The 23,587-nt window shown below is 43.2% G+C and carries 20 protein-coding genes and 1 tRNA gene; all 21 read right to left on the bottom strand.

Annotation, left to right across the window (positions count from 1 at the left end):
* Positions 1-278: 278 nt before the first annotated feature.
* Entirely contained in the window at positions 279-1,715 is a 1,437-nt protein-coding gene (locus WC676_07820) for an alginate export family protein (GenBank protein ID MFA5060516.1), read from the bottom strand.
* A 346-nt stretch (positions 1,716-2,061) separates the two neighbouring features.
* Positions 2,062-2,136: transfer RNA gene (locus WC676_07815), tRNA-Arg, on the bottom strand.
* Positions 2,137-2,150: 14 nt separating this feature from the next.
* Positions 2,151-2,435 (bottom strand): GIY-YIG nuclease family protein, encoded by a 285-nt coding sequence (locus tag WC676_07810; protein MFA5060515.1) that lies wholly within the window; start codon positions 2,433-2,435, stop codon positions 2,151-2,153.
* 147 nt (positions 2,436-2,582) lie between these two features.
* Positions 2,583-4,835: a tetratricopeptide repeat protein gene (locus tag WC676_07805; protein ID MFA5060514.1), complete on the bottom strand. Its 2,253-nt coding sequence runs from the start codon at positions 4,833-4,835 to the stop codon at positions 2,583-2,585.
* A gap of 77 nt (positions 4,836-4,912) precedes the next feature.
* The gene (locus WC676_07800) at positions 4,913-5,434 is read right to left on the bottom strand and encodes an adenine phosphoribosyltransferase (GenBank protein MFA5060513.1); all 522 of its coding nucleotides are present in this window, start codon (positions 5,432-5,434) and stop codon (positions 4,913-4,915) included.
* A 23-nt stretch (positions 5,435-5,457) separates the two neighbouring features.
* Positions 5,458-6,330: a substrate-binding domain-containing protein gene (locus WC676_07795; GenBank protein MFA5060512.1), complete on the bottom strand. Its 873-nt coding sequence runs from the start codon at positions 6,328-6,330 to the stop codon at positions 5,458-5,460.
* Positions 6,320-7,147 carry an RNA polymerase sigma factor RpoD/SigA gene (locus WC676_07790; protein MFA5060511.1) on the bottom strand — a complete coding sequence of 276 codons (828 nt, stop codon included), beginning with the start codon at positions 7,145-7,147 and terminating at the stop codon, positions 6,320-6,322. The genes WC676_07795 and WC676_07790 overlap by 11 nt, the downstream gene beginning before the upstream one ends.
* A complete protein-coding gene (ppdK, locus tag WC676_07785) occupies positions 7,144-9,879 on the bottom strand; it encodes a pyruvate, phosphate dikinase (GenBank protein ID MFA5060510.1) in 2,736 nt (911 codons plus the stop codon). Before ppdK ends, WC676_07790 begins: the two co-directional genes overlap by 4 nt.
* A 30-nt stretch (positions 9,880-9,909) precedes the next feature.
* Entirely contained in the window at positions 9,910-11,214 is a 1,305-nt protein-coding gene (locus tag WC676_07780) for a glycine--tRNA ligase (GenBank protein MFA5060509.1), read from the bottom strand.
* Positions 11,215-11,361: 147 nt separating this feature from the next.
* The gene (locus tag WC676_07775; GenBank protein ID MFA5060508.1) at positions 11,362-11,691 is read right to left on the bottom strand and encodes a zinc ribbon domain-containing protein; all 330 of its coding nucleotides are present in this window, start codon (positions 11,689-11,691) and stop codon (positions 11,362-11,364) included.
* A gap of 18 nt (positions 11,692-11,709) precedes the next feature.
* Complete coding sequence (locus WC676_07770) at positions 11,710-12,678, bottom strand: hypothetical protein (protein MFA5060507.1); 969 nt, start codon at positions 12,676-12,678, stop codon at positions 11,710-11,712.
* Positions 12,679-12,686: 8 nt separating this feature from the next.
* Positions 12,687-13,535: a 3-methyl-2-oxobutanoate hydroxymethyltransferase gene (gene panB / locus WC676_07765; protein ID MFA5060506.1), complete on the bottom strand. Its 849-nt coding sequence runs from the start codon at positions 13,533-13,535 to the stop codon at positions 12,687-12,689.
* The gene (locus WC676_07760; protein ID MFA5060505.1) at positions 13,535-14,884 is read right to left on the bottom strand and encodes an FAD-dependent oxidoreductase; all 1,350 of its coding nucleotides are present in this window, start codon (positions 14,882-14,884) and stop codon (positions 13,535-13,537) included. The genes panB and WC676_07760 overlap by 1 nt, the downstream gene beginning before the upstream one ends.
* A gap of 6 nt (positions 14,885-14,890) precedes the next feature.
* Positions 14,891-15,694, bottom strand: coding sequence for a sulfide/dihydroorotate dehydrogenase-like FAD/NAD-binding protein (locus WC676_07755; GenBank protein MFA5060504.1), 804 nt, complete (start codon positions 15,692-15,694; stop codon positions 14,891-14,893).
* 18 nt (positions 15,695-15,712) lie between these two features.
* Entirely contained in the window at positions 15,713-17,173 is a 1,461-nt protein-coding gene (locus WC676_07750; protein ID MFA5060503.1) for an HD domain-containing phosphohydrolase, read from the bottom strand.
* A 3-nt stretch (positions 17,174-17,176) separates the two neighbouring features.
* Positions 17,177-19,102 carry a DUF2339 domain-containing protein gene (locus tag WC676_07745; GenBank protein ID MFA5060502.1) on the bottom strand — a complete coding sequence of 642 codons (1,926 nt, stop codon included), beginning with the start codon at positions 19,100-19,102 and terminating at the stop codon, positions 17,177-17,179.
* A 36-nt stretch (positions 19,103-19,138) separates the two neighbouring features.
* Positions 19,139-19,990 carry a formyltetrahydrofolate deformylase gene (gene purU, locus WC676_07740; protein MFA5060501.1) on the bottom strand — a complete coding sequence of 284 codons (852 nt, stop codon included), beginning with the start codon at positions 19,988-19,990 and terminating at the stop codon, positions 19,139-19,141.
* A gap of 95 nt (positions 19,991-20,085) precedes the next feature.
* Entirely contained in the window at positions 20,086-20,337 is a 252-nt protein-coding gene (locus tag WC676_07735; GenBank protein MFA5060500.1) for a hypothetical protein, read from the bottom strand.
* Between the two features lie 4 nt (positions 20,338-20,341).
* Positions 20,342-21,118: a TatD family hydrolase gene (locus tag WC676_07730; protein MFA5060499.1), complete on the bottom strand. Its 777-nt coding sequence runs from the start codon at positions 21,116-21,118 to the stop codon at positions 20,342-20,344.
* 40 nt (positions 21,119-21,158) lie between these two features.
* On the bottom strand, positions 21,159-21,752 hold the full coding sequence (locus WC676_07725; protein MFA5060498.1) for a hypothetical protein: 594 nt from the start codon (positions 21,750-21,752) through the stop codon (positions 21,159-21,161).
* Between the two features lie 238 nt (positions 21,753-21,990).
* On the bottom strand, positions 21,991-23,469 hold the full coding sequence (locus WC676_07720; protein ID MFA5060497.1) for a TIR domain-containing protein: 1,479 nt from the start codon (positions 23,467-23,469) through the stop codon (positions 21,991-21,993).
* Positions 23,470-23,587: the final 118 nt, after the last annotated feature.

Below are 23,587 nucleotides of genomic sequence, written 5' to 3'. Positions count from 1 at the left end.
ATAACCCCCGTGCTCTGTTTCATTGCGCAAAATTATTTTTAATAATTTTGCGCAATGAAATAACGGGGGTGATTAAAAACATTGTGGGAACAGGAAACAAGGCCAAGATACCCCGATTCGTCAGCTACAGCGAAATTCTTTTCAATAATTTCGCTGCACTCATCGGGGTTGGCTGCCTTTTAAACAAGATGGCAGATGCGGATAAAAGGCAGCCAAAAACAAAGGCGCCCCGACAAAATATCGGGGCGCCTTTAAAACAACTCCTAATTTTAAATCAATTAGAAGTTTACATTCACGTTGGCAATCAACTGTGAAGCCATTTGATGATTGTCATCAAGACCATTGTGGCCGTACGCGTTTACAAACACAGCACCAGGGAAAAACCAGCCGGCATTTAAACCAAGTTGGACATCTTCGGTGTAATCATACATCAAGGCAACATCAAACTCATTACCGAGATGACGATTGCTGGTAACGTTCAATGTTGAGAACGTTCCGTCCGGTTGACGTAATACGCTTGCCGCAGATCCATTGCCATCTCCCGTACTTATCTGATCGAGATCTTTATCTAACCAGAGGCCGGTAACCGTACCCTTGAGGGTTACGTCTTGCATAGGATTGACCTGCAAAGACCCACCCACGAGACGAACGTTTGAATAGTCAAATAAGGTGTTGTAAATTGTACCACCCGCTTGACCTTCGAACATAGGATCCCATGCGGTATATGTTTCTTTTGTTGATGGGTTGAGACTCGCTGTCATGCCATCGTTATCGCCTGATAGATAGGTAAACCATGAGCTAAGAACCGGGTTCCATTTTGCCACTGAATCATGGCTAACGGCGTAGCTAGCGATAACTTGAGCGGCCATAGCCTCTCTTTGTTGATTATCACGAACACCACCAGCAACTGTTTCAGCTTTATTACCTCTTTGCCAAGCAACTTCGCCCTGAACATTCAATCCCTTGATAGGATTGGTGCTGGCGCGAAGACCTGGGTTGTAAACGGTATCAGCCTTAGAACCAGCAGCAGCTGCTGCAGTTGAATTATCAACTCTGGTCCAAAAATACGCTTCCACTTCGGTATTCTTGCTGTCGCCAAGTTTATAATTGGCATTGGTACCGAAAAGATTAACATCATCTTTAATCTCACCGGCACCTAATGAAACATTGCTATCAACTTTGGAAGCAACAACATCGATGGTCAGAGGATCATAGTTAAGGATCAACTTAACGGCATCGAATGCGGTATTCATGGCGAGATCTTCAGCAACGCCATTAAGACCACCTTGGCCTGTAACGTTGTTAGTACCGTTACCGATAACTAAGCCATTACCATAAAAGAGCTCCTGGCGACCGATAACAACAGTCAAGGGAGAATAAAGCATTTCTCTCATGGTGGCATAGGCTAAATTGATATCGATGTCGTTGGCATCATCGGGAGAAGAAACATCCGATTCGCCCCAAACTCTTTCGTTGAGCAATTTAACGGTCGTTGAAACATTGTCGGTTAAATCGGCATCAACACGCAACGTTGATTGGGTAAGTAAAAGTGACTGTTCCCAACCAACTTGACCGGCAGTACTGCCGAAATCAAACTGATCACGATTAAGGTAGGTGGAGTTAATGGAACCACTGACCTTAACGTTTTGCACGCTGGCAAATGCCGGCATGGCCACTAAAGCGACCACTAACACGGCTAATAATAATTTCTTCATTTGTGTTTCCTCCTTAAGAGTTAACTTTCGTTATGATACTTTGTGTACTGCTTTACTGCTGTTGTGCTATATAGGTTGATCTAGTTTTATTATAATGGTCTAGTATTTATCGATTCAATTCCAGATATCTGATGACCTCCGACGGCTTTTGTCCATCCCCTCCTTTCGTGTCAGATTGAAATCATCTCTGGGTTAAGTAAGTATTGTCATTTTTCCATAGTTGCTGTGCAGAGTCAACATTTTTTTAAAGAATTTTTGTAACCATAGTGTTTTGCAGCCATTAGGCACAATTCAGGAAAAATGGTAAAATTTTGATACAGGTCTCCTGTGCTGCTAAAAAAATAAATGCGCCCAGGTGGAGTCGAACCACCAACAACGGCCTTAGGAGAGCCGCGCTCTATCCAAATTGAGCTATGGGCGCATAACGCTATCTACTTATTCACTTTTCAAATATCGATCCAAAATCTTGATTCTTCCTTCCAAAACCATCCTGCTTATGTAATCTTTTCTCTTTAGGCTTTTAATTTTCTTTTCTACCGCCCGAGCAATGAGCATATTAGAACACTTTTGCGCCAGAACCAACTTAACGGGTAAATTACGCTTCGTAAATGAAACTTCCCCTCGCTGATGCTTCCGGACTCTTGATTCAATGTCTCCGGCCGTACAGCCAATATAATATTTTCCGCTACTTTGACTCACTAAAATGTAAATGTAGGCCATACTGTTTTTCAATTGCTCTATTCCCGACGTTCCCTGTTAAAACATTTTAGGAAGTCGGGATTCCGGCCTCCGACGCTTCCTATTTATAAATCGCTTAAAAGTCGGAGCGTCGGAACCAAATTGAGCTACAGGCGCATAAAGCTATTACTAATTCCCGGTTTTTTCCTTCAAAATCCTTAAGAATTCTGCTTCCGGCTCATAGCCTAAAGCCATGGCCCGTTTACAATACTCAAGTGATCTTGCAAATTCCCCCTCTTGCGAATAAACAATAGAGAGATTGATCAAGGCGTTCAAATGCTCCGGGCTGACCTCAATGGCTTTTTCATAGTTTTTAACGGCAGTTTCGGTCATCCCTAAGTGAACATACAAGTTCCCTAAATTATAATAGGCTTCCGCATGGGCAGGATCGATCTCTGTTGTTTTCTTGTAATTTTCAATCGCATCCCGGATTTGCCCTGTTGTCTCATAGCTAAATGCCAAGTTGAAATAGGCGTTTGAATTACTCGGGTTGACCTCAATAGCTTTTTTGTAACAAGAAACGGCCTCCTGATGATTGCCGAGCGCTGTATAGGCAACTCCCAGACCCAAATAAACATCACTATTCTTGGGATCAATTTTAATGGCTCTTCGGTAAAGATTAACCGCCTCATTATACAACTCCATATCCGTATACGCATTGGCTAAATTATAAAGCGCTTTTGCATACTGAGGGTTGATCTCCAAGGCTTTTTTGTAGAAATCAATGGCTGTCTTCAAGTCTCCCTGTTCTCCATAAATATAGCCTAGATTAAAATAGGACGCCGCGGCCGGAGATTTTTTTTGGATAAGATAAATGTAAGCATTAGCCACTTTCGCTTGCGCCTCTTTGTATCGCGCATCATTTTGCCCTTTTTTAATGACTTTAAAATAAGCCCCCAGGACATCCATATAGGATTGTTCGTTCAGGGGATCTTGCGCAATAACTCTCTCAAAAGCCAAAATGGCATCAGAAACCTGCCCGATTTCCAAATAAATCCATCCTAAGTTAAAATTAGTGTCTTTGTAGCTTGAATCAAGTGCTAAAACCTTTCGATAAACCGTCACCGCCCTGGTATACTCGTGAATATCCTTGTACAAATTGCCCAAACAATAATAGGCTTGCGTATACGTTGGCGAAACAACGATAGCTTTTTCATACAGGGCAATTACTTCGCCAACATCAAACTTTGACCGGCTGCTTTTTAAACTCGCAAGATTGACTAAGGCAGCCGGCGTGTTAGGAAAATGGCGCAGCTGATAGCTCCAGAGCGTTTCGCTGTTTTTCCAGATCCGTGTTTGAAAAAATGTTTTAGCGGATAGCACGAGGAAGAAAGAGATGAGCAAAAACCAAGCCGCGCGTTTAATAATACCCCCCTTATTTCTCGCGCGCCCCATAACCTGCTCAAAATAAACACCGATCAAAATACAAAATCCCAAACTCGCCAAATACATAAAACGGTTAGAAATAATAATGTCATCCGGCGCGTATTTAATTTTTAGAGAAAACAATACCGATAAAGCATAAAATCCAAAAGAAAAAACGACCCACTTATTTTTTCGGAAAATAAAAATAACTAGAGCGAACAACAAAAAAGCCGCTATCGAAAAAGCATAGCTTAGATTAAACAGTGAAATTGGTTGCGGTGCGGGATAAACCGGAACAAAAAGATACGAAAAAAAGAAATGGCGAAGATGAGATACCAGAGCCCAAACCCAAACGAGAACGATCTCAGTTAAGTTCCCCGCTTCTGATAGGACAAAGAATTTAAAGGAACGCGTTATCCCAAAAACAAAAATAGCAAAAAGAAAATACGGAATTTTCTCAAATAGAACATCTCGCGTCATCTTTCGCCCGAACAGCCAATCGCATAAAAGCAAAATAAACGGAAAACTGAACGCCATTGGGCTCGAGAACATGCCTAAAACACAAAAAACGATCGTCCACGCGTAAAGCGATCGTTTTCTTGTTTCCAAATACCGCCAGTACGAATACAGTCCGGCTAAATAAAATAAGGAATACAAAATATCTTTGCGGCCGGTAGCCCAAGCTACCGGTTCTACATGAATAGGGTGAAGCCCAAATAGCAAAGCCGCTATCGTCGCCGCGCCGATCGGAAGCTTCAGACAACGCAAAAGAAAAAAGAATATCAAAAGAACAATCGCGCTGTGCAAAGCAAGGCTGCCCGCGTGCTGCAAGAACAGATCGTTTCCCAGGATCTTATTCTCGATGGTAGAAGTGAACGTCGTCAAATGCGCCTCATCGCCTAAGTGGACAGGTCCATTTTTTAAAACGGAGCTGTACGGCAAAAAAACAACCGCTATCAGAAAAGCGGCTGTTAATAGGACAAATAATTTTTTGTGAAACGAAAAATTAGACAACATAATAAATGGGGGAAGCCTTGATTTTTGATACTAGGGAAATTGAGCCGCAGGCATATATGCCTGCGGCTCAATTTCTATTAAAACCTTATTAGAGAATAGATGGGAAATTCTTTTAGCTTCTCTTTGCCTTTTAAAAAACCCAATTCAACAAGAAAAGCGATGCCGACAATTTGAGCGCCCTGCTCTTTTAAAAGATCCGTGACCGCTTTAACCGTTCCTCCGGTCGCCAAAAGATCATCCACAACCAAAACCTTTGATTGCGGCGTAACGGCATCTTCATGGATCTCCAAAGAATCTGTGCCGTATTCTAATTGATACGTCATGCTTTTTGTTTTAAAGGGAAGTTTTCCTTTTTTGCGCACCGGGACAAAACCAGTTTTTAGCTTATACGCTAAAGCCGCTCCAAAAATAAATCCTCTGGATTCAACCGCCACCACGCAATCAATGCTTTCATTCTTAAACTGTTTAGCCATCAGATCGATGGATTTTTTGAAGGCGTCTTTGTTTTGAAGAAGCGTGGTGATGTCTTTAAAAATAATTCCGGGCTTGGGAAAATCAGGAATATCGCGAATGCATTTTTTAAGTTCAGATTTACGCATTGGCCTCCCCTTTTTATTTTTCGCTATTTATTAAAATCTGCGTTTGGCAAAACAGCGGTCGAATCGCGCTCCATGAATTTAGTTCCCAAAGTTGTCTTTAAGGGAATTTTAACGGTCCGGGCGATGATCTGGCCTAATTGTTCAACACCCAAACGGCCCATCTCGACTAGAGGCTGTGCCACCGTTGACAGCTTGATAGGGCTATAGACGTTTAGCGGATTGTCATCAAAACCGACCACAGAAAGCTCTTCGGGGACCTTGATCTTTTGCGCCCTGGCTTCATCGATAACTTCCAGCGCCATAACATCGGAGGCGGCAAAAATAGCGGTGGGACGGTTTTTAAGCTTAAGGAGTTTTTCGGCAGATTTGCGCGCGGGAGTCCTTAAAAAATCTCCGGTGGTTAAATATTCTTCCATCAACTTTATGCCGTGAAGCGTCAAGGCTTCCTTATATCCTTCCAAACGCTGTTTTCCGGCTTGCGTCGAAAGGTCTCCGGCAATGGTCGCGATATTTTTATGTCCCATGCGGATCAAATATTCCACAACCTGAATAGCGGCTTTTTTATTATCAATGGAAATACAGTTGATCGGCTCAACGAAAGTATTATTAAGGACAACATACGGCATACCCTTGTTGATCACCCGCCGCAACATCGTGACATCATTATTGATATCCGCGAAAATAATCCCGTCCACATAATCTTCATCCATCATGGCTGAATCCATCCACTCGTGATGATCAAAACGATCGGTGATATGCATCAAGATGTCGACCTTAAGACGGCTGGCGGCCAGGCCAACGCCTTTAATGATCTCTCCGGCGTAAAATGAATGAAAGATATCTTCAAATCGGGGCACCACCAAGGCAAAGGTTTGATTTCTTTTTTTATTCTTCAATTTTCTTTACCCTTTCTTGTTGTTTAAGGATTTTGCGTAATTTTTTTAAGGCAGCGGCTTCCACCTGCCGAATGCGTTCGCGCGAAACACCCATTTTTTTGGCGATTTCGGCTAAGGTACGGCTTGTCCCGTCGGTAATGCCGAATCTCATCTCCAGGATCTCTCGCTCGCGTTCGCTCATCATCTTCAGTAAATCCGCGGCGCGCTCTTTGTTAAAAAATTCGTCCAGCTCTTCATCGGGCGCGGCCAGGCTGTCATCTTCGATCATATCTTTGACTTGGCCTTCACCGTCTTCGCCGATGGGCGCCTCCAAGCTTGACATCTTGGTGATCCAGTTATTAAGTTCGCGCACTTTATCAACGCTCACTTTAAGTTTTTTAGCGATCTCCCCGGCGCGCGGCTTGCGTTTTAATTTGTGCGTCAACGCCTCGGTCACTTTTTTGCATTTGAATATTTCTTCATTCATATAAACCGGAATGCGGATCATCTTTCCCTGATCAATAATGGAGCGGGAAATCCCCTGCTTGATCCACCAGGCCGCGTACGTGGAAAATCGAAACCCTTTTCTGGGATCAAATTTATCCACCGCGCGCATCAATCCGATATTTCCTTCTTCAATAAGATCGTTAAAAGGGATACCTAAATTCATATACCTTTTGGCAATACTAATGACGAGGCGAAGGTTCGAACGGATCATCTCGTTTCGAGCCTCCACCTCGCCTTTCTTGATCCGTTTGGCGAGTTCGATCTCACTTTTCGCCGTCAAAAGCGGAATATGCCTGATGTCTTTAAGATATGCCTTTACGGAATCGGTCATTTTTTCTTTCTATTGTTAACCACCGCTTGCGCAGATGCTAAGCGAGCGATCGGAACGCGGTAAGGCGAACAGCTGACATACGTCATGCCAACCTTATGACAGAAATCAATGGAAGCAGGATCTCCGCCGTGTTCACCGCAGATACCGACTTTGAGGTCTTTTTTCACCGAACGCCCTCTTTGGACGCCGTACTCTATGAGTTGCCCAACGCCAGCCAAATCAATGGACTGGAATGGATCTTCGGGTAAAATACGTTTTTCAAGATACTCGCCAAGAAAACCGCCTATATCATCACGCGAAAAACCAAAAGTCATCTGCGTGAGATCATTGGTCCCGAACGAAAAGAACTCGGCCGCTTCCGCCATTTTGTCGGCTAAAAGCGCCGCGCGCGGAATTTCGATCATCGTTCCGAACATATAGGAGATCTTCTTAATGTTATATTTCGCCAATGTTTCTTTGTAAACAGTTTTCACGATTTCTTGTTGATGCTTCACTTCGCTGACATCACAAGTGACGGGAATCATGATCTCCGGAATGATATTTTTACCTTCCTTGATCAATTCTGCCGCCGCCTCTAAAATCGCGCGAACTTGCATTTCGGTAACTTCCGGATAAGTAATGCCTAAACGGACACCGCGATGGCCCATCATGGGATTTGTTTCATGCAAGGCATTAGCGCGTTTTGCCAGCTCATCTAAAGAAATATTCAAGCTGGTGGCCAAACCCTGCAGTTGGTCAGGATTATGCGGAACGAATTCATGCAATGGCGGATCCAATAAACGAATGGTGACCGGAAATCCGTCCATAGCTGCCAAGGTTCCCTTAATATCCTTTTTCACATGCGGAAATAATTCATCCAGAGCCCGACGACGTTCATCAAGGCTTTTAGAAACGATCATCTTGCGAAGTTTAAAAAGAGCCTCTTCGGAACCTTTGCCGTAAAACATATGTTCGGTACGGAAAAGTCCAATGCCTTCTGCGCCAAACGCGCGCGCCTTAGCCGCATCTTCCGGGGTATCGGCATTGGTGCGAATTTTTAATGTGCGCACCGTATCGCAGATCTTAAGAAAATCGTTGAATTCCTTATTGTCTTCCGCCGCATTGATCATAGGAAGCTGGCCTTTATAGAAACGGCCTTTTGTTCCGTTAAGCGTAATGACATCGCCTTCGTTAAGAACTTCATTGCCGATTTTCATTGTCTTCGTGTGAGCATCGATGTCAAGATCAGAGCATCCGACGATACAGCATTTTCCCCAACCGCGGGCAACCAAAGCCGCGTGAGAGGTCATGCCGCCGCGGGCGGTCAGAATAGCTTCGGCCGCGCGCATACCTTCAACGTCTTCCGGATTTGTTTCAGCACGCACTAAAATAACTTTCTTTCCGTTTTTCACCCAATTGACCGCGTCATTGGCGGTAAACACAATGTGCCCTGCCGCAGCGCCCGGGCCGGCCGGAAGGCCTTTAGCTAAAGCCTTGGCTGTTTTTTCAATATTCGGATCAATGATAGGATGAAGCAATTCGTCTAACTGCGACGGAGTCACGCGCATAACGGCTTCTTCTTTGGTGATCAATTTTTCTTTCACCATGTCGATGGCCATCTTAACGGCCGCCGGGCCGTTACGTTTTCCGGAACGGCATTGCAACATGAAAAGTTCATCATTTTCGATGGTGAACTCAATATCCTGCATATCGTGATAATGCTTTTCTAGCCGTTTGCGGATATCATCCAATTGTTTATAGGCCTTGGGTTTTGTTTCTTCCAAAGTTTTGAGATTTTTATTGTGATCGCTTTTGGAATATCCGTTAATAGGCGCGGGTGTACGAATACCTGCCACAACGTCTTCGCCTTGGGCATTGACCAAATATTCTCCGTAGAAATGATTATCGCCATTTCCGGGATTACGGGTAAAAGCAACTCCGGTCGATGAACTATCGCCCATATTACCGAACACCATCGCCTGAACATTGACGGCCGTTCCCCATTCATCCGGGATGCCTTCAATACGCCGATATGAAATAGCGCGCTTGCCGTTCCATGACGCGAATACGGCGCCGATACCGCCCCAGAGTTGTTCAAAGGGGTCTTCGGGGAATTCTTTCTTTAAAACTTCCTTGATCTTCGCTTTGTACTGAACGCATAATTTCTTCAAATCATCAGCGGTCAGATCAGAATCCGTCTTAGCGCCGCGTTGTTTTTTTGTTGCTTCTAAAATATGCTCTAATTGCTGACGCACACCTTTGCCTTCGGCAGGCTCGATACCGGCGGCTTTTTCCATAACAACGTCGGAATACATGGTAATTAAGCGTCGATAGGCATCATAAACGAAACGTTCGTTTTTCGTCTTCTTCACTAAACCGACAATGGTTTTTTCGGTTAGACCTACGTTTAAAACGGTTTCCATCATACCCGGCATGGATTTGCGAGCACCAGAACGAACAGAAACTAACAGCGGATCATTGACATCGCCGAATTTCTTCTTTAAAACCTGCTCGACGCGTTTCAAGGCTGCTAAAACTTCCGCGTTAAGCGTGGTAGGGTATTTCCTTTTATTCGCGTAATAATGAGTACAGACATCCGTAGAAAGCGTAAATCCCGGCGGAACGGGTAATTTAAGATCTTTATGCCCTGCCATTTCAGCCAGGTTAGCGCCTTTACCGCCTAATAAATTCTTCATATCCGCTTTGCCCTCGGCTTTTCCGCCGCCAAAAAAATACACGTATTTCTTAGCCATTGCTTTCAAAACCATCCTTTCTACTGATTATTAAGTGAGAAACTGTTTTGCTAAATATTCTCGTAGACGATCTACGGAAATTCTTTCTTGCTTCATTGTATCTCTATCGCGAACGGTGACCTGCTTGTCTTCTAAAGATTGGACATCAACCGTAATACAATAAAAAGTGCCTACTTCGTCTTGACGGCGGTAAAGCTTTCCTATGGCCGCGCTGTCATCATACACTGTCACAAAATCTTTTTGCAAATCTTGCTTGATCTTTTTAGCCAAGGTAACAATATCGGCATTTTTCTTAAGAAGCGGTAAAACCGCAATTTTAACCGGCGCTAATTCTTTACTGAGCCTTAAAACAACGCGCGTGTTTTCTTCTTTATTGGCGCCTTGAATTTGCTCTTCATGATACGCATCAACTAAAAATGCCAATGTCGCCCGGTCTACCCCGCCGGAAGGCTCGATCACAAAGGGAAAGAATTTCTCATTAGTGATGTTGTCTTGAAAACGCAGATCTCTTCCGGAAACCTGCGAATGTTGCTTCAGATCAAAATCGGTGCGATTGGCAATGCCTTCCAATTCAGACCATCCAAAAGGAAATTCATATTCAATATCGGTGCAAGCGGTTGAATAATGCGCCAATTCATCTTTGTCGTGCGCGCGTAAACGCAGTTTATCTTTCTTAAGCCCTAATTTCAAATACCAATTAAAACGTTCTTCGATCCATTTTTTATGACAATCTTCAGCGTCTTTAGGATGAGTGAAATATTCAATTTCCATTTGTTCGAATTCACGCGTGCGGAATGTGAAATTTCCGGGAGTAATTTCATTGCGGAATGATTTTCCGGTCTGCGCCACGCCAAAAGGTAATTTGCGATGGGTCGTATCTAAAATATTCAGAAAGTTAACAAAAATACCTTGGGCTGTTTCGGGTCGAAGATAGGTTAGCCCTTCTTCATTTTCGATGGGACCTAAATAAGTTTTGAGCATCAGATTAAACGCGCGAGGCTCGGTAAAATCTGTTCCGCCGCAAGAGGGGCATTTACCCTTTAAATGATCCGGGCGAAATCTTTTTTTACATTTCTTACAATCAACAACCAGGTCATTGAAGGTATCAATATGCCCTGAGGCTTTCCAGGTCGAAGGATGCATTAAGATTCCGGTGTCAAGCCCGACCACATCATCGCGTTCGTGAATAACCGTCTTCCACCAGGCATTTTTAACGTTACGCTTAAGCTCCGCGCCAAAAGGGCCGTAATCCCAAACGCTAGACAACCCTCCGTAAATCTCTGAAGACTGAAAAATGAATCCCCGTCGTTTACAAAGAGCGACAATCTTTTCCATATCTACTATTGAGTTCGGTTTCAAGAAATATCCTTCACGTCGTGATACTGCCATTAGCCATTTTCATACACGGCAAATCAATTGGGGCTTATTCTATCTGAAAGTTTTTTAAAAAGCAAGGATTTTGCTTTGCCTTTTTTGCAAGAATTACAAAATTCCCTTAAAGGTGCTATCGAGATCCTGAATATGTTTTAGCATCGCGTCAATGGTTACCGCGGACAACTGGATCAACAGCCCCGTAACGCCCAACGCAAGCACCGTAATGACAATTTTCGTCGTCCGGCTGAATTTGGGATTGGTCCAGACAACCGGCAAAATGAGCGGCCCGGCAATGAAAAACCCAAAGATCAAAAAAGGCGTGCGGTAATACCATTTGAGCTTTTGCTCTTTCGCTTCTTGCGTTAAGAATTCCCCGCAAAAACGACATTTGGTCGCTTCGTCCTGAATTTCTTCCGCGCAAAACGGGCATTTTTTCATCTTGGATAAATTTCCTTTTTAACCGATCTTCTGTTGATAAAACCGCCCAAAAATCCCTAATAGCCGTGCCACGATCAAAAGAAAATAAACAAAAACAAAGCTGCTCAGCACGGAAACAATTTGTTCATAGCCGGTAAGATAATCCAAAGAAAAATCCATCGTCAAGTAAAACCAGCCGAATGTCAACCCAAAGATCAATACGCATAAGATCAAGTAAGCAAAAAATGTTCGCGCGATCGATGTCACTGTTTTTATGGGATTTATCGTCGCCGGTTTCTTAAAGGCCATCACTCGCACAAAAAACATAGGCAGAAAGAATACGCCGCCTCCCAAAAGTGGAAAGAAGATCACGTCAAATTTTTGTTTTAGTAGAAAATACGCAGCGGCCGGTAAAAAGCACAAGAGCGAAGCAAGAATCACATACACCATCGGCCAAATAATATTCAACCAAAACTTTAGATCGATCCAGGCGCTTAAACGCGGCTCTCCTTTAATGGCGTCATCCAAAACTTTAAGGCCATAGACAAAAGAATAAGTAAAAAATATAACCCATAGAATTTGTAAAAACGGATTTGTATGAACGATTTCGGCAAAATATTCCGAGGCAAATACGATAGCGCTCAAAATAAGAACAACGAAAACCCCTTTCCCTCTTAAAGGAAAGATAAGCGTTCCCGGCAAGCTCTTCCAAAAATTCGGCTGGCCAGCTTTCTTTGGGATTTGCGCGGCCGGCGCTTGAGCTTTTTCTTTCTTCACGCTTTTCTCGTCGATCTTTGTTTCTTCCAGAAAGATGACCTTGCGCGGCTTAACGGGTGGTTTTGCCTTTTCGTCGCCAAAGGGATTGCATTTTCCTCCGCATTCTTTACAAATATACGCCGTAAATCCGGGCGTGATCTGACGCGCGGTGATGCAAGGCGTGCAAAAATTGGCCTTACAGCTTTCGCAGGTGTAATTCGCTTTTTCTGCGGGATGATTTTTACAATTCATAATAGTTTTTAGTCTGATCCCTTAAGGCTGCGTAGTTCTTCTTTGGAAATTTCAAAGCTGTGCTTTTTTCCCGGAAAACTTCCGCGCAAAACATCTTTACGGTATTTTGTCAGTGCTTTTAGAATTATTTTATCGAGATGGGCGTAACGCTTCACAAAACGAGGTTGAAAACCGGTTAGTAACCCTAAAAGATCATAGGTTACCAGAACTTGTCCATCGCAATATTTTCCGGCGCCAATTCCAATAGTCGGGATCGTCAATCGTTCGCTAATGATCTTGGCAACTTGAGCGGGAACGCATTCTAAAACAATACTAAAACAACCCGCTTTTTCAAAATCGATCGCTTGGCGGATGATCTGCCGGGCTGATCCAGCTTCTTTTCCCTGGACCTTAAGCCCGCCTAACTTGTCGGCCGTCTGTGGCGTTAAACCCACGTGGCCCATCACCGGAATTCCTTCACCAACGATCGCTTTGGTCGCCTCTAAGCACTGATCGAACCATTCTAATTTCACCGCGTCGCAGCCGGCCTCTTCCACGAAACGCCGGGCATTACCCACCGCCAGCCCTGCGTCAATTTGATACGATTCAAAGGGCATATCGCCGATCAAAAAAGCTTTTTTAATCGCGCGGCGAACGGCCTTCGCGTGATAGATCATCTCGCTCATGCCAACTTCGCGCGTTGATGCTAAACCTAAAACCACGTTCGCCAAAGAATCACCCACTAAAACAATATCAATGCCGGCTTGATCCACCAAAGACGCTAAGGGGTGATCATAGGCCGTCAGCACCGTGATCTTCTGGCGGCGTTTTTTGCAATTTTTAATATATGCGAGAGTGATCTTCTTTTTGTCGCTCATTATTTTGCGGATAATTTTTCTTTTAGGTACGAGTCAATTTCCTGGGTGGCTCTTTTGGCTAAAACCATAGACATAATAAGATTGCCCGGCTGTGCTACGGCACCGGTGGCGAAAACTTTCTCTACGGATGTCGCAAAACTATTTTTCTTGGTCCAAATACTTCCGTCTTTGTTGACTTTTAAGTCTTCTGTGGATCTTGCCGCCAAACAATTCGGCTTATGCCCCGCCGCGATAATAACAATGTCGGCATCCAAAACAAATTCCGAACCCTGCACAGGCGTCAGCTTCCATTCTCCGGAAGAGCCAGGATCGGCAAAATCCAATTTAATAAAACGCACACCTCGGGTACAATGATTTTCGTGTGACAGAATTTCTAAAGGCTTGGTCAAGACTTCCAGCTTAACGCCTTCTTCTTTTGCAAATTCGATCTCTGCTTTTGCCATCATCAGATCATCTTCGGTTCCCTCGCAGACAAGCGTTGTATCGCAGCCTAAACGAACGCTGGTACGCGCGCAATCAAAAGCAACATTGCCAACGCCGATCACCACCGCCTTTTTCCCTTTGAATGATAGGGATGCGGATCTTGAGTTGCTGCGCATCAGATATTCTTCGGCTAAGTAAACGCCTTTAAAATGTTCTCCGCGAAGGCCGGATATTTTAGGCGACCCGCTGCCGGACGCTAAAAGAACAGCTTCGTAACCTTCCGATAAAAGCTGCTCAACAGAATAATTTTGATTGATGACTGCATTGAGTTTAATTTCAACGCCAAGAGATTTCACATAATCAATTTCACTGTTAAGAACTTTTTTAGGCAAACGGAATTCCGGAATTCCATACCACAAAGCCCCGCCGGCTTTATGCATTGCTTCAAAAATGACAACTCCGTAGCCCAGCTGCGCCAGATCCGCGGCAGCGGTCAATCCCGCCGGGCCGGAACCGATAATCGCGATCTTTTGTTCCGTCTGTTTTGGGCTTTGAGCTTTATGTTCTTTTTTATCACCAAAATCAAACGCGAAACGTTCTAAAGCGCGGATATCCGTTACCCATGTTTCGCCTTCATAAATATTTTTCTGGCATGGCGCCGAACAAACACGCCCGCAAACACCCGGAAAATGATTTCGCTCTCTGATTTTAAGCAAAGCCTCCCGCATTTTTCCTTCCCGGATAAAGCGGATAAATCCTAGAACATCCACGCCCAAAGGGCAACGATGAACATGCGCCGGATCAGAAGGTTGCGGACAATGCATCGCTTCATCTAAAGCTTGTTTCTTGTTAAATCCTAAAGAAACTTCCGCAAAGCTCTTGATCCTTTTTTGCGCCGGCAAAGCCGGAATATTATTTTTTTGCATAAGAATTTACGCCATTCGCGCTTTTAAATAATCAAAATCAACGTCGTGCCCGTTAAAGATCGGCCCATCGGTGCAAGCAAAAACTTCCCTATCACCGACGCGCACGCGGCAAGAACCGCATAAACCCAAACCATCGACCATCACCGGGCTAAGCCCGACAAGAGTTTTGATCTTTTCTTTTTTCGTTATCGCCGTGACTGATCGCAATAATTCAACAGATCCAAAAACATAGACCAGATCAACGTCTTCTTCTTTTAAAACTTTTCCCAAAATGTTGATCGGCATTCCCCGTTTTTCATAGGAACCGTCTTCAGTCAGAACCAAAAGTTTATACGAGGCCGAACGCAAATGGCTTTCTAAGGTAAGTTTCTTTTTTGTTTTAACGCCGACAATGCTGATCACTTTATTGCCGGCCTTTTTTAAGGAACGGCAGATAGGAAGGATCTGCGCCGTGTTGGCGCCTTCGGCGATACAAACAACGGTACCAACCTTTTTAACTTCGATCGGCATCCCTAAGGGGCCGGTCAAAGCAAATAAAAAGCTACCGATCTGTTTTTCGCCTAAACTTTTCGTGACCGGCCCAACCTCTTCAAAAACCAAGGTGATCACGCCTCTGCGCTCGTCAGATTCCACGACCGCTAAAGGAATTCGGTCGCTGTCCTCATCGACCATCACCATCACAAATTGGCCTGGCTTGGCCGTGCGCGCGATATTCGGCGCTTGCACTTCCAGGCGCTTGAAGTTTTCCCCGATCATCTGTTTATTGGTAATTTTATGCATGATAATATCTAAGTTGTCCTGCGGGCACATCAAGAAACTTTTGAAAGCTTATGATAATTGCCGTTCGGCATTTAAGGCTTCTAAGAAAGCATCGACGATTTTTTGATCGATCTTATCATTCATTTCGCGAAGTTTCTTCGCCCCTTCGGCGAAAGAAAATGCTTTACGATAAGGCCGGTCAGTAGTCAGCGCGTCAAAAATATCCGCCACCGTTAAGATCCTCACCAAAGGTTTGATCTGATCACCTTTAAGCCCATCGGGATAGCCGCTGCCGTCCAACATTTCATGATGATGACGGACAATATCGCAAAGATTGCGCAGTGAACTGATCGGCTTGATAATGCCCTCTCCGATCTCGGTATGGCGGCGCATAATAGACCAGCCGTCGGTATCCAACGGCCCCGGTTTATTGAGGACATCATCGGAAATTCCAATTTTACCAATATCGTGCAGGCGAGCCGCGTCGCGTAAAATACGAATTTCTTCCTGGCTTAATTTAAGCTTCTCGGCAATTTGAACGACATATTTCGCCACGCGGTCTAAATGCCCGCGCGAATAATGATCTTTGGCGTCCACCGCCAAAGCCAAAGCGGAAATCGTTTCAAAATATGTTTTTTCGGCGTCGCGGTTGAGGTTGGCATTTTCTACCGCCACGGCTGTTTGCATGGCTAAATTATTCAACAAATTCAACTCTTCTTCGTTAAAATTGCTATCGTCTTTTTTGCCGCTGACCGAAATAACCCCCACAACTTTATCGCGCAAAATAAGCGGCGCGCATAAAAGCGGTTCTTGGAATAAAATATTTTGCGCGCCGCTTTCATGGTCCGATGACAAGCGAGGAATAATAATAGCCCGTTTTGTTTTAAAAGCGAGCCCGGCTGTTCCCTCATCAAACTTAATACGAATTTGTTCTCCCGCCGCTAGCGTATGCCCGTAAATAGATTTTGCAAAAAGCTCTTTTTGGGATTCATCCACCAGCATCAAAACACCAACGCGCCCTTGCAGAGCATCGGTCACGGTTTCAATAATAAGCGTAAGGAAATTATCAATGTTTTGCATCGACGAGATCCCCTCGCCCACTTTGGCCAAAACCGAATGAAGGGTTTTTTTGGCGACTTCTAAGCTTCGGATATTCGCTTCCAAACGTGAGGTAATTTCATTGAAAGATTTTGCTAAAATGGCAATTTCATTTTGATTGCCGGAGGTTATTTCCTGGAATTTTTCGGAACCCAGCATTTCTTTAAGCTGGCCTTTTTTGGAGTGAGCGATCTCAACAACGCTGGCCAATAATGAACGCAGCGCCAGATATCCGACGGCAACGCCCAGAACAACAAAGATCAGCGTCATGTTCAAATTGCTGGCCGTCATATCCAGCTTTCCGTTATCTTTAAGCTGAACGTAGAGATAATACAAGATGCTCACCGGAATAACCGAGATCAGAAGAAAGAGAATGGTGAATTTTCTTAAAATCGACGCATTCTCTATAGAGGCTTGGATTTTTTTTGCCATACTTTATTCGCTCTCGTTTTCTAATTTACTGACAAGCTTCGAATAAACCAAAGATACCGCCACCAAAACAACACCGAACAAAATAAAGGTCAGGATCTTATAGATCGCGTTAAGCCCGGCCATGTCGATCAAAACCAGCCTCACGCAAGCAAGGCTGATGGCGCTAAGCGCGCAAAACCGGTAAATCCGATTCCGTAAAAGAAATCCCGCCGTTAAAATGCTAATTCCCTCTAAAGTCCAGCTTAAGGTCAGCCACTTCCTGGCCACCTCTTTTTCTAAGAGGAAAATAAGCAAAACTGTTCCAATGACAGCAAAGGCATTATAGAAGTCCTTCTCTATTCTTGCAAGACTTTGCGCAATTGCTTTTCTTCTCACAAAAGCGCCCAAAATAAAAAAGCAAAGGGCCGCGAAACTGAAAATGAGAATGCGATGTTTGATATCAAAGCCAAAAAGTGCGTATGTCTTATAAGAAAAATAATCCACGCAAAATAAACGGATAAACACAAGAAATCCTAAAATACTTCCCAAAATGCGATAAACCATTTCTTTGTAATAAAAACCTAAAGCGAAGATGATCAGCATTTCCAAAAGCCAGAAAAACCCGATATTTAGACTGGGAATTTTGATCAAAATAGACATTGCCACAAAAGACAAAGCCAAGCCGGCATTGAGAACAACGCCCCTGCTTTTTCCCAAATGCCTTGAATAATACGCGAAGCCAAAATAGACAAGCGCTAAAGTAAAAATGAACCAAAAACGCGCGTCCCAGCTAAGGACAAGATGAGGAAGCGCGCGGTAAATCTCATTTAATCCCAAAAAGGCGAAAAAGACGCCGTTGAGCAAGTTCGCTCCCAAAATATATTTTGACCTTTCCTTTTCCTTAAGATCGAAAAAGAATAAAACCGCCGAAAAAATGATCCAGCTAACCGCAAGGATGGAAATTCCGAGATGAAATTGATACAAAGGAACGCTTGCTTTTGAGGGAACCATAAAATCCAAAAGCATTTGCGGATGGATCCAGAAAATATAGGTCAAATAACTGCCGCAAATACCCAACAATAAAAATTTATGCCACTGAAACCGATACGCCAGATACGCAACACTTGCCGTTAAAAACGTCCAATAAAGAATAGTGGAATATTCCATCGCGCCCAAGCCCGCGGTGATAAACGCCAATAAATAACTGACGGATGAGACGACCCAAGAACGATATTTTAAATTGTAAATAACGACAATGGCGCTGGCCACAGCCAAGATCCAAATGCCGACAACAGAACTTGTAATAATTTTTGTCGCGTCGATATAATGCATGGCATAAGCGGATAAATATAAAAGCCCCCAGCCGCCACCTAAAACCGCCCAACCGATCTTGACGTATTTTTCTTTTTGTTCTAATTTATTGCCGAAATATAAAAGGCAGGCGGATAATAAAAATCCTGTGGCGATCTTCGCGGAGGCGGTTAAATATTGGAACGTGTAGCTGATAAAAAATGCGATGCCTAAAACAAAAACAATAATGCCGATACGGCTAAGCCAATACTGCCCAAAGACAAGTTCGAACCGTTCCTGTTTTTTCTCCTGTACAACGCTTTGAGGTTCATCCTGCACCGGCGCCGGAGGCTGGGCATTGCCCGCTTCGGATGAAAAACCTGATAGGCGGGCAATGCCCGCTTCTAACTCACCTATTCTTCCCTGCAAACGGTTCATTACCCGCTTGAGCGTTTCCAATTCATTTTTGGCATCACCTAAAGAATGAATTCCAGAAACTGCTTGCGGCGTTTTATTGACCGGAACTAAAAGAGCGATAATTAAAGCCAGCGGCCCAAAGAAAATCGCCAGCGCGATAAAACTTCCCATGCCATATTTTTTTTCTTTGGCAATGACAGCGCAAATAATGACCGAAAGAACCCAGATCAAGAAAACAATCATTCAAGCCTCGCTTTCTAAAACTGCCTCTATTAGCCGCTAATCAAAAATAACCGTTTTATTATTATAAACCAGGATCTTATGTTCTAAATGCCAGCGCAGTGCCCGGCTTAAAACGCCTCGCTCCAGATCCTGGCCTTTTAAAACCAAGTCGTTTAAGGCGTCGCGGTGGCTGACACGAACCGTATCCTGTTCAATGATCGGGCCTTCGTCTAATTTCTCGGTCACATAATGGCTGGTGGCGCCAATAATTTTTACACCCTTTTGATAAGCTTGCGCGTAAGGGCTTTTTCCCGCGAACGCCGGCAAAAAGGAATGATGGATGTTGATAATCCTATTGCGGTACTGATTCACAAAATATTTGGTGAAGATCTGCCCGTAGCGCGCCAGAACAATGCAATCAATGCGTTCTTTTTTCAAAAGCTCAGCCTCAAGCCTTTCTTGCGCAAGCTTGTTTTGCTTGGCAATAGGAAAATGATGGAATTGGATGCTGAAACTTTTAGTAATTCCCTTAGCGTTGGTATGATTGCTAATGACCAGCGGAATTTCGCATTTAAATTGTCCCGATTTATACCGCCACAAAAGGTCTTCAAAACAATGCAGCTGAGCCGATGTAAAAATGGCCACGCGCGGAATATCGTCGCTAAAATAAATACTCCACTCCATGGCAAATTGATGAGCGATCGGCCCAAAGGCGGTTTTTATCTTTGATTTCTGGACTTTAAAGTTTTCTAGCGCCCATTCGAGGCGCATAAAAAACGTATTGGTTTCTTTATCAATATGTTGGTCGGCATGTTCAATATTGCCGCCATTTTCAAAAACAAAATTGGTGACGGTGGCGGTAATTCCTTTTTGGTCTTTGCAGGAAATCAGTAAAATAGCGTTGGACATTTTGTTCCTTTCTAAAGTGAACGATCATTAAGAGGCATTTTGTGAGCCTTGAAGCGAATTTGGGCCTGCCCATGAGCAAAAGGCTCGCAAAATGCCTATTCCGGCAATTGTTGCGCTTGCTGTTGAAGCATTTTATTAATATCTCTTATTCTTTCCTTTGTATGTTGAAAAGTTCCTGCTTGCGTTGCGATGCTATGGTCCTGCCCTGACGATCTTTGGCCGGATGAAGGTTTCCCCAAATAAACTCCGTAAGCCTTATAACCGACAAAAGCGATAATGATGATCGCTAAAAAAAGCCCGATCAAAGAAACAAAAGCTTTTCTATTGCTAAGAATATTTCTCATCATTCACCTATATCGCAAAAAACCTTTTTGAGTTTTGATAAAAGATTTCCGCCGCTTTGTCCGGTGCCATACTCGTCAGCGCGCAATAATGCTTTAAGGTGCGCGCGACATCTTTAGGCCCGGCACGAAAACCATTTTCGCCTTCTCTGTAGAATACGGGCGAATCCGTTTCAATGAGCAGCTGTTCAATGGGAACATGCAAAACTGCTTTTTGATGCTGAGGACTGCCGGCAACCGCGGGAGACGCGGAGATAAAATACCCACACTTTATAATTTCATCCAAAATATCCTCCGGGCCGCTATACCAATGAAAGTTGGCTTTCTTGATGCCGGCGGCCTGAGCCATATCTAAACATTCTTTCCACGTACCGCGGCTGTGAATAATAGCGGGCAAATTAAATTCTGCGGCAATTTCAAGTTGGCGTTTAAAAATAGCGCGTTGCTGTTCTTTTTTTATTTCGTCTTTCTTGGCCCACTTATACCAAAAATCTAAACCAATTTCGCCAATAGCGATCGCGTCTTTAATATGTTCGCGGATAAACCGAATGCCTTTTTCAATTTCCTCTTCATCAAAAACTTCCAAACTTTGCGGATGAATGCCCAGCGCGGTAAATATTTTCGGCGTTTGTGCTTTGCCTTTAAGCTCCAAATTTTTCTGATTGGATTTTAAGTCAACGCCAACCGCCACCACTGCCTCAACCCCCGCCTGCACGGCAAGCTTTAGTTCTTCGGTAATGTTTTCAATCTGATCCAAGTGGGCGTGAGTGTCGATGAGTTTTAACATAAGTTAGGTATACATTCCCAAAATTCAAAATCTGTTACTCTCATTTTTCCAGCTCTTTTGCTTTTATAGTTCTTTCGCGTTCTGTTTTAAATATCTCTAGTACTTTCGGTCGTACCCCACCTCCGGATCTTCCTCTGGCCGCAAAATGATCATCAATCTCATTAACCATTGAACCATAAATTAACTTCTCCGCTTCCTTCCAATCCGCCAAAGAAAAATATGAAGGAATTTTACTTACTTCATTATAATATGCAGTAATCCATTCCCAAGTATTCTTCCCATCTCGAAATTTTAAAGTTTGATCAATGCTTTCTAAATACCTTGCTATGTATAACAAATAATCATCGCCGCTTAACAGCCCCTTCTTTTCCTTGTCTTTAAGTTGCCTGATATCGTCCGAAATTAATGCTTGACCCCGCAAGGATTCATCTTGGTACCATGCATCTTTAAGATCTTTAACGTGAGATGCTTTTTTGTCGTTCCATCCATACCAAGCTTGGAATATTAGGCATAGGATTATTACGACAAAAAGTGTAATTTTAATACCTTTTAGCATCTTCTTTGATGGGATAAAACTAATTACGGTAGTTATAACGCCCACAATAACAATTGAAATAAAGAATATTAATTCCATTTTAAGCTACCCCTGTATTATTTCTCGTCATTCCTTGAATTTAAAATAACGCTCTACGTGAGGCAACCTCACGGACACTTTGCTTAATTGCTAACTCTTACTCTCCACAATAAACCCTTCGACGCGGCTAAGCCAAGTTTTTCCTTCGGTAATGCTTTCGACTTGATCAAGATGAACGTGAGTGTCGATAAACTTAGCCATGAATTAAGCGCGCATCCTAGAAATTACTAGCAGATTATTAGTTTTTTAGCTCGTCCGCTAATTTTTCAACAATTTCATCAAGATGTAGAATTTTAGTTCGCAAGCCAACAAGCGCTGCTAACATAGGGCTAAACGCTTCAACATCAGCTTGCTCAATATTATACCAGATAGGAAGTATCCTCTTCCTGCCATCAGTATTTTGCAAGGTGACTAACGCATCAAGCTCCGCTTGTGGCCATTTCTTTTCAAAGAAAGATTTAGATAAAATAACAATTCCATATTTCGATTTCCTCAATCCACCATCAATCTTTGCCCTCAAACTATCTCCCACTCGAAGCTGACTCTCATCAAACCAGACATCAAAACCCTTGCCGATAAGTCGCTTCTCGAGTGGTTTTGCAATGGCCTTTTTATCCTCGCTAGCATGACAGATAAAAGCAGAAAACTCATGACTCATTATTTTCTCTCTTTCTCCTGGAAAATCTCTGGCAATTAGCTTGCGAAATTGATATTTCAGCAATCGATAAACTTTGCTTTCCCTGCCCCTCACAAAGCCAACGAATTCAATTTTCCCCCCTACGACCCAGCGAAATGAGGGAAGAGCCTTAAATACAGCTCGATATTTATCAAATTTATCTTGAAAAACTTTTTCGGCTTCGTTAAATCCAAATTTATCCCAAGCATGAATCATTGCCCTAATTTGATTTAAATAATTCCGCTTCACATTAACAATTTTGTTAGTAACTAACCCTGTAACAATTTGCCGGCGATTTGCAGTCTGAAGCCGAACTTTATTCAAGTTAATTTTAAAGAAATTCCCAGTAATTACGTTTACCAACTCTTCTCCCGGAAAAACTTCGCCTGACTTCACCACAGCTATATCCACTGGAAAATTTCTGAGAGAAGTGGAGAAAACTAAGTCATCAGCGTATCGCGTATAGTCGCATCGGTTTTCTCTAGCCAAACCTATAAGTTCAGAATCCATTTTTCGGCAAATCATATTTGAAATAATCGGTGAGGTAGGAGCCCCCTGAGGGAGTTCATCCTTGAGACAGCATAGCTTAGCTAATGCGGTAGAGATTTCATCATTTTTACTATACGGATTGGCCTTGAACATACCGCGAACTCGCCAAAAATTAATTGAAGGAAAGAAATTTTCTAAATCTATCTTAAAAACATATTTTCGACCAGAATGTTTTCGAGCGTTTTTAACAATATCTCCGCCTTTGATGTAGCTAAACACACAAAATCGCGGAACATACACGGCTTGAAAAATTTGATTCAACTTCCCCTGTATTATTTTTAAGCCATCAGAAGGAATAGAAATTGTTCTACTGCCGCTCCTTCGTTTTGGTATTTGAATTTGTGTATATTTTCTTTCCTCCTTAATGCCGTATAAATAATATGTTAGATGTGCATATGGAATTTCCAGCAAATTCGCTAGGTCGTAATTTGACTGTAAAGCATTGAATTTTTCTTTAAGAACATTGGCTGACTTATTTAATTTAATGTTCATTATAAATCCTAAGGCGACGTCGAGAACTATTTTTGCTTACTGCCCTTGATGCAAGAATCAAAGATGCAAGAAATTGCAAACATCAATGATCCATACGGCTTAAGTGAGCCTCTGAGTA

The organism is Candidatus Omnitrophota bacterium, assembly GCA_041649175.1.
Classification (GTDB): Bacteria; Omnitrophota; Gorgyraeia; order Zapsychrales; family JBAZNR01; genus JBAZNR01.
The sequence above is the reverse complement of the archived record's forward strand: the minus strand, read 5'-3'. Positions and strand labels throughout refer to the sequence as shown.